We start from the raw sequence: 12,184 nt of genomic DNA, 5'->3' as shown, positions 1-12,184 counted from the left end.
CCATGCTGAAACATCTTCGCCCCGCATTCTCGCTGGTCATTCTCATGACCCTCGTCACAGGCATCGCCTATCCTTTCGCGATGACCGGTGTGGCCAAGGTGGCCGCCCCTGCAAAGGCGCAAGGCAGCCTCATCGCCAAGGACGGACAGATCGTCGGTTCCGCGCTGATCGGCCAGAACTTTTCGAGCGACCGCTATTTCTGGCCGCGTCCGTCTGCGACCTCGCCCAACCCTTATGACCCGACGGGCTCGGGCGGCTCGAACCTCGGTCCGACCGCTGCCAAGCTTAAGGACCGCGTCACGGGCGACGTCGACCGGCTGAAGAAGACCGGCATCGCGACACCGATCCCGGCCGATGCCGTCACCGCCTCCGGCTCCGGCCTTGATCCCGACATTACGCCGGACTATGCGCTGGCGCAGGTCGAACGCGTTGCCAAGGCGCGCGGCGTCGAGACGGCCAAGGTCGGCGATCTCGTCAACGCCCATATCGAAAAGCGGCTGTTCGGATTCATCGGTGAACCGCATGTTAATGTGCTAGAGCTCAACATGGCGCTCGACGCACTGAAAAGCTGAAGAGACGAATGGCAGGTAACGGCCAGGAACAGAACAAACGTCCGGATCCGGACGCGCTGCTTGCCCTTGCGGAGAAAGACCGCAGGGGCAAGCTCACGATTTTTTTGGGTGCAGCACCCGGCGTCGGCAAGACCTACGCCATGCTGCAACGTGCCCGGCGGCTCCGTGATGCCGGCACCGACATCATTGTCGGGCTGGTCGAGACCCATGGCCGCAGCGAAACCGCCTCGCTTCTCGAAGGCCTAGACATCCTGCCGCGCCGCGAAATCGAGTATCGCGGCCGCGTGCTGCATGAATTCGACCTCGATGCAGCACTTGCCCGACGCCCCGCCGTCATCATCGTGGACGAGCTTGCCCATTCCAACCCGGAAGGCAGCCTGCATCCCAAGCGCCATCAGGACATTGACGACCTGCTGGACGCCGGCATCGATGTCTGGACGGCGCTCAACATCCAGCATGTCGAGAGCCTGTCGGATCTCGTCACCCAGATTACCGGCGTCACCATCCGCGAGCGCGTGCCGGACAGCGTGCTCAGCCGCGCCGACGAAATGCTGCTCGTCGACCTTCCGCCGGCCGAGCTGATCGACCGGCTGAAGGAGGGCAAGGTCTACCTGCCCGAAAGCGCCAACCGCGCCGTCGACCGCTTCTTCCGCATCGGCAACCTGACGGCGCTGCGCGAACTGGCGTTGCGCCGCACCGCCGACCGCGTCGACGACCAGATCGTCGACTATCTCAAGCAGAACGCCATCGAAGGGCCCTGGGCGAGCGGCGAACGGCTGATCGTCTGCGTCGGCGCCGACCCGCTTTCCGAGATCGTCGTGCGCGCTGCCAGCCGCCTCGCCTCGGGCCTCAACGCGCCCTGGGTCGCCGTCCATGTCGAGCGCACCGATCGCGAACAGGACGACGCGGTCGCGATGCGCCAGCTGGAGAAGGTCCTTCGCCTTGCCGAAGAACTGGGCGGAGAGGTCAAGCGCATTGCCGGCAACGATTATGTGACGGAAATCCTGAGATTTGCCGCAGAGGAACATGCCACCCAGATCGTCATCGGGTCGAGCCCCAAGCAAAGCTGGGCGTTCTGGCGGCGAGGCTCGCTGCAGGATGCGCTGACCGCGCGCGCAAGCGGCCTTGCCCTGCATGTGGTGACCTCGGACAAGGAAACTGTGCGGCGGAGAAAGCCGTTCCCTCGCCTCGATCTTGCGTCGGTCCGCATGAATGTGCTGATCGGGGTCGCGACCGTGGCGGCGGCAAGCCTTGTCGGCGAAGCCATCGACCGCGTCATCCACCTGCCGAACCTCTCCATCATCTTCCTCATGGGCGTGCTCGTCGCCGCCATCTATGGCGGGCTCACATCGGCGCTTCTGGCTTCGGGCCTTTCGACGCTCGCCTACAACTTCCTCTTCATCGAACCGCGCTACACGCTGACCGTTGCCGAGCCTTACGAGGTCTTCGCGCTCGTTGCCTATCTCGGTGCTGCCGTGCTGACGGGCAGCCTTGCCGCCCGCTCCCGCGAGCAGGCGAAGGCCGCGCGTTCCCGCGCGATCGCCATGCAGGCACTCTACGATTTCTCGCGCAAGCTCTCCGGCACGGCCAATGTCGAGGAGGTTCTATGGGCCGCGGTGACACAGCTTCAATCGGGCCTGAAGAAGAACGTGCTTCTGCTCCTGCCTGTGGACGGCGACCTGAAGACACTCGCCGCCTGGCCGCCGGATACAGAACCCGGCGTCGCGGACCTGACCGCCGCCCGCTGGGCGCATGAAAAGCGCGAACATGCCGGGCGCGGCACGGGCACGCTGCCCAACAGCCATTTCCATTTCCGCCCGCTGATGAGCCCGCATGGCGTCGTCGGCGTCTGCGGCGTCGAGCTGGCCGAAGACAATCTGAACCCGACCGACGAGCGGATGCTGACGGCGATCCTCGACCAGACGGCGGTGGCGATCGACCGCGCAAGGCTGTCGCAGGAAAGCGTCGATCAGGCCGCGCGGCTGGAAGGCGAGCGCTATCGCGACGCGCTTCTCTCCTCGATTTCGCATGACCTGAAGACGCCGCTCGCCACCATCACCGGGGCCGTCAGCAGCCTGCGCGAATTCGGCGACAGGATGCAGCCGGAAAGCCGCGACGATCTGCTGCAATCCATCGAACAGGAAAGCGACCGCCTCTCCCGCTTCGTCGCCAACCTTCTGGACATGAGCCGCATCGAATCCGGTGCGCTCAAATTCACCCATGACTGGGTCGACGTCGCCGACGTCGTGCGCACCGCAGTCGAGCGGGCGCGCAAGTATTTCCCCGGCCGCGGCATCGAGACGGGGCTGGCGAGCGATCTGCCGCTGATCGAGGCCGATAGCGTTCTGCTCGGCCAGGTCCTGTTCAATCTGCTCGACAATGCCGTCAAATATGGCGGCACCGAGCCGATCAATGTCTATGCGCGACGCGACGGCGAGGCCGTGATCATTTCCGTCACCGATCTCGGCAAGGGCATTCCGCCGGAAGAGCTGGAACGCGTCTTCGAAAAGTTCTATCGACGCGGCAAGAGCGACGGGCGCGCGCCCGGCACAGGCCTTGGCCTTTCCATCGCGCGCGGCTTCGTCGAGGCCATGGGCGGCACGATCAAGGCCGAAAGTCCGGCGCTGAAGAAACGGGGAACCCGCATCACCATGAGATTTCCGGTCAAAGCCCCCGTCAGGAGCGACGCATGAGCCTGGATCGCATTCTGGTGGTCGATGACGAGCCGCAAATCCAGCGTTTCCTGAAACCGGCGCTGAATGCCGCCGGCTACGAGGTCGTGGAAGCCGCGACCGGCGCGGAGGCTTTGAAGGCGGTAGCCACCGCTGCTCCCGATGTGGTCATCCTCGATCTCGGCCTGCCCGACATGGACGGCAAGGAGGTCGTGGCGCAATTGCGCGGCTGGTCGGATATCCCGATCATCATTCTGTCCGCCCGCGACCGCGAAAGCGAGAAGATCGCGTCCCTCGATCTGGGGGCCGACGATTATGTCGAGAAGCCTTTCGGCATCGGTGAGCTTACCGCCCGCATCCGCACCGCACTGCGCCGCAAGAACAAGGAAAGCGCGGTCGCCACGCATTTCACCATCGACGGCCTCGACATCGACACCCAGCGCCGCATCGTCTCCCGCGAGGGCGCTGCCATCAAGCTGACGCCGAAGGAATATGACCTTCTCGTCCTGCTTTCGCGCCACGCGGGCCGCGTCGTCACCCACAAGATGCTGCTGACCTCCGTCTGGGGCCCGGCGCATGGCGAAGACCTGCATTATCTCCGGGTCTTCATCGGCCAGTTGCGGCAGAAGATCGAGCGGAACCCGGCGGAGCCCGTCATCATCCGCACGGAGCCGGGCGTCGGCTATCGCTTCGCAGAAAGTGCGAACTGACCGCTGATTGCATGCCCTTTTCAACCACCGGCCAGAGGCAGGATCGGCATCCTCTCCGTCCCGTCATGTTCGAAAGATTTTGGCCGGCTCCAAGCTGAGCTTGGGGCTGAAACAACAGCAATCCTGACGGACTGGACGAAACGGGAAACACTGAATATTGTGCGCCCGTTGGCGCGCCGAAATCGGCCGCTATTCCATATTTTCTTACGAATATAATCAAGATTTCCGCGAGCCTGGAGAACTGTCCTTTCGATGGCGACTTCATAGTGAGAAGAAAGCATATTCTAATATGAATAAAGCCATTTGATTTTCGATAATTCTTCGCCGCGGCAAGATAGTGACCAAGACCCATGCAGGATAAGCTCCCCTTTTCGTATTTTGACACGAAGGGCTCCCACAAAGGCTCCGCGCGCGCCCTGTGGTTTGAAAACATCAATGTGATGTTCGATGTGAACCTGAGCAGCCAGAAGGACGCGGCCTTCTACGCCGAGGTCGGCGCCATCCTTCTGGGTGATACCGTTGTCGGGCGATCCAGCTGTGTGGCCCAGTCGTTCGAGCGGTCGCGCTACAGAACGGCGCGCGACGGCCTCAGCCACTATCTCATCCAGTTCTATGTCGACGGCAGATGCGGGGATCGGAGCTGGGCGGAGTCCGAATGGACCCGCCCCGGCGATCTGCTTGTCGTCGATCTCGCCCAGCCGCTGATGACCGGCGCTACTGATTTCACCAATCTCAACCTCATCGTCCCGAGGCGGCTGCTGGCGCCGTTGCTGGTGTCGCCCGATGCACATCACATGCGGATCATCCGCAGCGAGCTGCCTATGGTGCGCATTCTGAGAAGCCACGTTGCCGAACTGATGACGACGGGCCCGCAGCTGATGCCGGCTGAAGGTCTGGCCCTGCTGCAGCCAACGCTTCACATCGTGGCCGCCATCCTCAACGGCGAAGATGCCCGCGATCTCGATGAACCGGGCGTCAATGCCTCCCTGCATATGGAGATCCGACGCTTCATTCAGGCGGACCTGTCGAATCCGGGACTTGATGCCGAAACCGTCGCAGCCCGATTCGGTATCTCCAGACGAAAGCTCTACTATCTCTTCGAAGCAGACGGGGGCTTCATCTCCTACCTGCGCGCCAGGCGGCTTGAGGCCATTCGAAGCGCCCTGATCGATCCGGAACAGGTCGGCCGATCGATCTCGGATATCGCCAATCAGTTCTGTTTCGGCAATCGAAGCGGCCTCGTGACGGCCTTCCGCCGCGCCTATGGCCTCGTCCCACGCGAGGCGCGCGCATTCGGTCAGGCAGGCTTGACCGCGCATGACAGTTCACCCCTGCATGCCGCCTGGCGGAACTGGATTCAGCAGTCGCGCTGATCTCCCGGCACGGTCATGACCTCTTCATCGATTTGCACCGAAATCGACAAATCGACCCGTTCTCTTGCACGCCATTGTACTTCCGCCCTGTGCCTCTGTGCGCCCGCTCAGGTGGCCTGTAAGACCCCGCCTTACAAGGGAAATCGGGGGGATATTGACCCATGGGAGAACCTCTCATGCGCCGCGGGCAGGAAAACACCGGCACATCGTCTGACACGGGGAGCGCCGCACGGCGGCGGTACTCGACGCTGCGTCTGCTGCTGCTGTCGGGAGCAGCCACCGTCGTCCTCCTGCCGGCGGGGGCCGGCGCCTCGGATCTGCTTGACCTCGGCACATTGAACGGCGGCACTGAATCCGTGCCCTTCGCTGTCAGTGCGGATGGCACCACGGTTGTCGGTTATGCGACCGATGGCGCCGCCAACAATGCCGAGCGTGCCTTTCGTTGGACACGCACCGGCGGCCTCGTCAACCTCGGCACGTTCAACGCCGGCAGCCAGTCCTATGCCTATGGCCTGAGCGCAGATGGAACCGTTGTCGTCGGCTTTGCCAATGACGGCAACGCCAATGATGAGGCGCGTGCTTTCCGCTGGACGCAGGCGGGCGGGCTGGTCAACCTCGGGACCTTCAACGGCGGCACGGAATCGAAGGCCTATGGCGTCAGCAACGACGGCTCCGTGGTCGTCGGCGTTGCCAAGGACGGCAACAGCAACGATGCCGAGCGAGCCTTCCGCTGGACCCAGGCCAGCGGTCTGGTCAACCTCGGAACCCTGAATGGCGGCCTGGAATCCACGGCACTCGGCGTCAGCGGCGACGGGGCTGTCGTCGTCGGCTATGCCGACAATGGTGCAAACATGCGCGCCTTCCGCTGGACGCAGGCCACCGGCATGACCAATCTCGGGATCTTGAACGGCGACACGGATTCCGTGGCAACGGCCACCAATTCCGACGGATCTGTCGTCGTCGGCTTCGGGACCGATGCCGGCAATGTCAACAGCGCCTTTCGCTGGACGCAAGGAACCGGCATGGTTGGCCTCGGAACGTTCAACGGCGGCAACGGCTCGACCGCCAAGGGCGTCAGCGCCGACGGATCCGTCGTCGTCGGCTATGCGGATGACGGCAACGTCAATCACGGCTTCCGCTGGACCCAGAACGGCGGGATGATCACGGTTGACCAGTGGCTGCGCGACAATGGCGTCACGCTTGCCAGTGACGTCACCTCCTCCGCCTACGGCATTTCCGCGGACGGCAACGTGATCGCGGGAACGCTGACCAACAATCACGCCTTCATCGCGCGCGGACCGTCAGCAACCACCTCCAAGGCCGGTCTGATGGATGTCACCAACTTCCAGCAGAGCCTGGTCAACACACCGCGTGTTTCGGGCCAGCTGCAGGATGCCGACATTGCCGTCAACGGCGCCCATTCCTCGCCGCTCTTCATGCTGCTCGATGCCGGACAGTCCTCCTTTTGGTTCACCGGCGATGGCGGCTATGCCAGCACGAAGACCGCCAATGGCGGCCTGGGCGCGGGCGAATTCGGCTTCGGGCGCGGGCTGGAGGACGGCTGGACCGTCCGCCTTGCCGGCGGCGGGCAATATTCCCGAATGGATATGCCAAATGGCGGCAATGCCACCTTCTCGTCAGGCTATATCGCGCCGGACGTTTCGCACGTCTTCGCCGGCGGCTTCGTTGCCACGCTTTCGGGCTATTTGAACTGGGGCAAGGCCGATATCCGCCGCGGGTACCTCAACGGCACAGCCAACGATAGCTCCTTCGGTTCGGCAGCAACGCAAACCTTTGGTGTTCGTGCCCGCCTCGACTGGCAGGATGCCTTCAAGCTCGGGTCAACGGGCGTGTCGCCGTTTGCCAGCTACACCTATCTCAACGCGCAGATGAACGGCTACACCGAGGCCGGCGGAAGCTTCCCGGTCCGCTTTGACGGTTCCCGCGAGATCTCCAACACCGTGCGCATCGGCGCGGATGCGAAGACGCCGCTCAACGACCAGCTCGCCCTCGTCACCCGCTTCGAATACGGCCACCGTTTCGAAAAGACCGGCGCCGGTGTGAGCGGCCAGATCCTCGGGCTTTCCGCCTTCTCCATCGACGGCGCGGCGATCCAGCAGGACTGGGTCCGTGGCGGGCTCGGGGTCAGCTACAAGCTCGGCAATGGCGACGGGCTCGTCATGCTCAACACCTCCAACCAGACAGGCCGCAACACGACATGGCTCTCGGCGAGCTATCGCGTGAAGTTCTGAGCCAGGATAGCGCCCTCGCGGCCCCGCCATCTCTAACCCCACCGTTGCCGGCGACCTGCCCGGCAACGCCGAAACAGGGATATCGGCGCAACCACCTTCAACTGCCGTTCAGCCTCAACCAAGCGCCGGTCATGACTGGTCGGGAGCCGACGGGCCGCGAGTTGTTGACTATCCAAGGAAAAATTCGCCCGCCTTACGAACACGCGTGGACATTGTTCAAAATCGAGTGCTAAAACACGACAACTGACGAACATCAATTCCTGATGGGTACATCAGTTTGGGTTGCATTTTCGGTGGAGAATCATGCGCGCCAGGCTCAGCGATAGCGTCGTCAGGCAATCGGGCTCCGCGTGGGCATTCCTGTCTCGCCGTCAGCGCGCCTATTCCGTTGCCATTGTCGCGGCATTTTGTGCGATCGGCATCTGTCTCATCTTCAAGACACGCATGAGCGACTCGCTTGCAGCGGTTATCCTTGCCATGCCGGTGGTTGCCTCGGCCGCGATTGGCGGTTTCGGGCCGGTCCTCATCGCCGGGCTTCTGTCGCTCGCCGCCCTCATCATGTTCGATGACCGCGCCAACGTCGTCTTTTCACTCGGGCCCGCCCTTGCGTTTGCGCTTCTGGTCGTTGCCATTGCGCTGCTCGCCGAAGTCTTGCAGCGGACGCGGGACGCCGGGCTGCGTTCCCTGGCCGAAATGACGGCGCAGGCCGCACATCTGAAATCCGTGCTGGATACCGCACCGGACGCCGCCGTGGTGGCCAGTCCCGACGGCATCATCGTCTCCTTCAATGCAGCCGCAGTCCGCCAGTTCGGCTACAGCGAGCAGGAGGCAATCGGCCAGAACCTGCGCATTCTCATGCCGGAGCCCTACCAGTCCGACCATGACAATTACATCGCACGCTACCGCAATACCGGCGAACGCCGGATCATCGGCATCGACCGCGTCGTCGTCGGCAAGCGCAAGGACGGCTCGACCTTTCCGATGAAACTCGCCGTGGGCGAGACCCATACCGAGGGCAAGCGCTATTTCACCGGCTTCATCCGCGACCTCACCGAGCGCGAGGAATCGGAAGCCCGCCTGCATGAGATACAGGGCGAACTCGCCCGCCTCGCCCGCCTCAACGAAATGGGCGAAATGGCCTCGACGCTTGCCCACGAGCTCAACCAGCCGCTTTCCGCGATCTCCAACTATGTCCACGGCTGTTCGCGGCTGCTGCGCGACATGGACGACGAGCTGGCAAGCCGCATGCGCGACGCGCTGGACGAGGCCGGACGGCAATCGCTGCGGGCCGGACAGATCATCCGTCATCTGCGCGAATTCGTGACCAAGGGCGAGACCGAGAAGAACGCCTACAATATCCGCAAGCTCATCGAGGAGGCCGGCGCTCTGGCACTCGTCGGCTCGCGCGAAAAGGGCGTGCGCGCCGTGTTCGACTTTGGATCCGACGCGGAAATGGTCATGGTCGATCATGTCCAGATCCAGCAGGTGCTGATCAACCTGATGCGCAATGCCATCGAGGCGATGAAAGACTCCGCGACGAAGGAGCTGGTGGTGCGAACGACGCGTTTCACACCCGGCGAGATCAGCATCACGGTGGCCGATACCGGACCGGGAATCGCCGAGGAAATCTCCGCTCAGCTCTTCAAGCCCTTCACCACCACCAAGCCGGGCGGTATGGGGATCGGTCTGTCGATCTCCAAGCGCATCGTCGAAGCCCATGGCGGGCGGATGGCCGTGAGCTCCAACGAGAGCGGCGGCGCGACATTCGAATTTACATTGCCGGAATACGAGGAACCCACCGATGTCGAAGACTGACTTCACGGTGCACATCGTCGATGACGAGGAAGCGGTCAGGAAATCGCTCGCCTTCATGCTGAGCATGAACGGTTTTGCGGTGCGCGTGCATCAGTCGGCCACCGATTTTCTGGGTTTTGCCCCTGCCGCGCGCGACGCCGTTCTGATCACCGATCTGCGCATGCCCGACATGAGCGGGGTTGACCTCATCCGCAAGCTGGCAACCGTCAACGGCGCAATCCGCCCCGTCGTCATCACCGGCCACGGCGATGTTCCGATGGCGGTGGAGGCGATGCGCGCCGGCGCGGTCGATTTCATCGAGAAGCCGTTCGACGACACGCTGATCATCGAGGCCATCCACCGCGCGGCCGAGACCCTCAAGCCGGCTGCGGCAGAGGGCGAGGACGTGAACTCGGTCAAGGCGCGGATCGACAGCCTCAGCGAGCGCGAACGGCAGGTTCTGTCCGCCGTCGTCGCAGGATTGCCCAACAAGGCAATCGCCTACGATCTCGACATCAGCCCCCGCACCGTCGAGGTTCACCGCGCCAATGTGATGGCCAAGATGGCAGCCAAAAGCCTGCCGCAACTGGTGCGCATGGCACTCGCTGCCGGCTTCCACGCTGCGTGATTTTTTGACTTATGACAAAGCGCGGCCAAACGGACTTGCGCATGATGGCGCATTGAACCCGGAATTTCGGCAAAAATCATCGTGCCTGCCATGTCCAAGACGCGCGCCATTGTCGTCATCGTGCCCGATCAGGCACTCAACAGGTCTCTCGCCTTCGCGCTGGAGGCTGACGGCTATCGTGTGTCCAGTTTTGCGTCCCTGGCCTCGGCGAGCAAGGCATTGCCGGATTCTCTCTGCATCATTGCCGACGAAAACGTGTTCCCGAAGTCGAGCGCTGCCCTGCCCGATCTTTCCGGCATGGAAGCCCGGACACTTGTCCTTTCCGAACATGCGTCAGCCCCAAGACGCGATGCGCTGGCGGTCCTGACCAAGCCTCTGAGCGGTGCCGACGTGCTCGCCGCGGTCGCCCGTTTCCTGCCGCCCGACGCCGCCTACGTATGACTACGTAGTGGTACAACCGAATTTCGCGACGCGATCCATTCGCCCATAGTCACCTCACATTCAAACGGAGGTGGTTCGCCATGCAGGCTCTTGCACACACCCAAGCTTTCCAGCCGGTTCCTACGTCACATATCCATGCCGCCAGCATTCTGAGCGGCCCCGGTGCCCTCACCACTTACACTGCGGATGATGAGATTTACGGCCAGGGCGAACGTGCGGGTACGCTCTACGAAGTCCGCTCCGGCGCAGTTCGCCTCTATCGTCTTCTCTCCGATGGCCGCCGTCAGGTCGTCGCCTTCCATTTTGCCGGTGAGACCTTCGGCTTCGAGGCGGAAGGCGTACACAGCTTCTTTGCGGAAGCCATCTGCGAAACCGGCATTCGCAAGGTCGCCACCCACGCCAACAGCAATATCAACCCCGAAATGCTGGCGCTGGCGCTGCGCGGCATGATCCGCGCGCAGCAGCACCTTCTCGTCGTCGGCCGCCAATGCGCCACTGAAAAGCTCGGCGCTTTCCTGCTTGATCTCTCCGAGCGCCAGGGCGATCCGGACCGCATCGACCTGCCGATGACGCGCCTCGACATTGGCGACTATCTCGGCATGACGATCGAAACCGTCTCGCGCAGCATTTCCAAGCTGAAGGCCGCCGGCATTCTCAAGCTGCACAGCCTGCGTTCGGTCGAAATCCTGCGGCCGGAAAAGCTTCGCCAGATCTGCAACTAAAGGCTCGAAGCCGCGACGCGTCAGCGCGTCGCTGTCTTGCTCTGCAAGGGCGTGGCGTCCGCGCCGGTGCAAAGCGGAACCGGCTTCGGCGGCGGGCCGGGATGGTCGTGACGATATTGCACGATCAGCGGCTCCAACACATCCTTCGACCAGTAATGCGGGCTGCCGATGGCCTTGATGCAGGACGAGTTCCAGTAGAGCCCCGCCTGTGCCGGGCTCTTGCCCGCCTTTGCCGCCTGTTCGACAGCCTTCACAACCGAAGCCTCGGGATAGATGTACACAGTGGTCGGCTGATCCTTGATCATGTTCATGATCGTTGCCGCATCGGCCCGGCTCCAGCTCGTGCAGCCATTGCTGCGCCCGCCGGCATAATCGACCAGATTGCCGAAGGGGACATAGCCGTCCTTGTTGGCATGGCTATCGCCGGGCGCCTTGCGCATGCAGACACCCTTGATCGTCACGGCCGCATGGCCACCGATGGCGCGCTTGCGGGCATTGGCCGTCTCGCCCTCGCCTTCAAACTGCACGAAGGTGCGCGTCAGCATCCCGATCTGGTTCGCCGAAGCGCGGTAATAGCCCTTGAACGAGGTCTTCTGCTCGCTCGTGATGTAGGAACCACCCATCGTGAGATCGGAATCCGAGGCATTGCCGAAATTCTTCACGCATTCCCGGCCGTTCTGAAAATTGACAACACCCGGCAGATTGCGCCCGCTGCCATGGCCGGAGGCGATGACCCGGAAGACCTGCTGGCTTTCGCAGATGATATAGAAGCGCCCCGAAGGCGTGTTCGGACGCGTGGCATCCATGGCGAAGTAGCAGGCGTTGTTGACCTTGCCTTCCTTCACCTTCTGGAAATAGAGCGCGCGGGCCTTCGAAAGCACGGGCGCTGCGATTTGCCCCTCACCCTCGCCGACATGGGCCATCAGCCATGCGGGCGTTTCGGCAGACAAGGCTGGCGATGCAGCAAGGCCGAGAGCCAGAAGCACCGAATGAGAAAGAATGCGTGACATGCGCACGGGG

Annotated in this window: 10 protein-coding genes; 9 read left to right on the top strand and 1 reads right to left on the bottom strand. The window is 62.9% G+C overall.

All coding sequences use genetic code 11. The features are described 5' to 3' along the window. Positions 1-2: 2 nt before the first annotated feature. The 9 genes from kdpC (at position 3) to LQK84_RS10845 (ending at position 11,164) form a co-directional block, all read left to right on the top strand. Positions 3-572 (top strand): potassium-transporting ATPase subunit KdpC, encoded by a 570-nt coding sequence (kdpC, locus tag LQK84_RS10885; RefSeq protein WP_230828740.1) that lies wholly within the window; start codon positions 3-5, stop codon positions 570-572. 8 nt (positions 573-580) lie between these two features. Beyond that, positions 581-3,265 carry a sensor histidine kinase gene (locus LQK84_RS10880; RefSeq protein WP_230828739.1) on the top strand — a complete coding sequence of 895 codons (2,685 nt, stop codon included), beginning with the start codon at positions 581-583 and terminating at the stop codon, positions 3,263-3,265. Beyond that, positions 3,262-3,954 carry a response regulator gene (locus LQK84_RS10875; RefSeq protein WP_230828738.1) on the top strand — a complete coding sequence of 231 codons (693 nt, stop codon included), beginning with the start codon at positions 3,262-3,264 and terminating at the stop codon, positions 3,952-3,954. Before LQK84_RS10880 ends, LQK84_RS10875 begins: the two co-directional genes overlap by 4 nt. 440 nt (positions 3,955-4,394) lie before the next feature. Further along, positions 4,395-5,327 (top strand): helix-turn-helix domain-containing protein, encoded by a 933-nt coding sequence (locus LQK84_RS10870; protein WP_230828737.1) that lies wholly within the window; start codon positions 4,395-4,397, stop codon positions 5,325-5,327. A gap of 161 nt (positions 5,328-5,488) precedes the next feature. Further along, positions 5,489-7,579, top strand: a complete 2,091-nt coding sequence (locus LQK84_RS10865) for an autotransporter domain-containing protein (RefSeq protein ID WP_230828736.1) — start codon at positions 5,489-5,491, stop codon at positions 7,577-7,579. A gap of 303 nt (positions 7,580-7,882) precedes the next feature. Further along, positions 7,883-9,394, top strand: a complete 1,512-nt coding sequence (locus LQK84_RS10860; protein WP_330166407.1) for a sensor histidine kinase — start codon at positions 7,883-7,885, stop codon at positions 9,392-9,394. Further along, the gene (gene fixJ, locus LQK84_RS10855; RefSeq protein WP_230828735.1) at positions 9,381-10,001 is read left to right on the top strand and encodes a response regulator FixJ; all 621 of its coding nucleotides are present in this window, start codon (positions 9,381-9,383) and stop codon (positions 9,999-10,001) included. Before LQK84_RS10860 ends, fixJ begins: the two co-directional genes overlap by 14 nt. Before the next feature lie 90 nt (positions 10,002-10,091). Continuing rightward, positions 10,092-10,442, top strand: a complete 351-nt coding sequence (locus LQK84_RS10850) for a hypothetical protein (protein WP_230828734.1) — start codon at positions 10,092-10,094, stop codon at positions 10,440-10,442. Between the two features lie 80 nt (positions 10,443-10,522). Beyond that, positions 10,523-11,164: a helix-turn-helix domain-containing protein gene (locus LQK84_RS10845; RefSeq protein WP_230828733.1), complete on the top strand. Its 642-nt coding sequence runs from the start codon at positions 10,523-10,525 to the stop codon at positions 11,162-11,164. Between the two features lie 20 nt (positions 11,165-11,184). On the opposite strand, the gene LQK84_RS10840 is transcribed toward LQK84_RS10845, so the two are convergent. Beyond that, entirely contained in the window at positions 11,185-12,174 is a 990-nt protein-coding gene (locus LQK84_RS10840; RefSeq protein WP_230828732.1) for a murein L,D-transpeptidase catalytic domain family protein, read from the bottom strand. Positions 12,175-12,184 lie beyond the last annotated feature (10 nt).

This window comes from Rhizobium sp. C4 (assembly GCF_021026315.1).
Taxonomy (GTDB): Bacteria; Pseudomonadota; Alphaproteobacteria; order Rhizobiales; family Rhizobiaceae; genus Ensifer_A.
The sequence above is the reverse complement of the archived record's forward strand: the minus strand, read 5'-3'. Positions and strand labels throughout refer to the sequence as shown.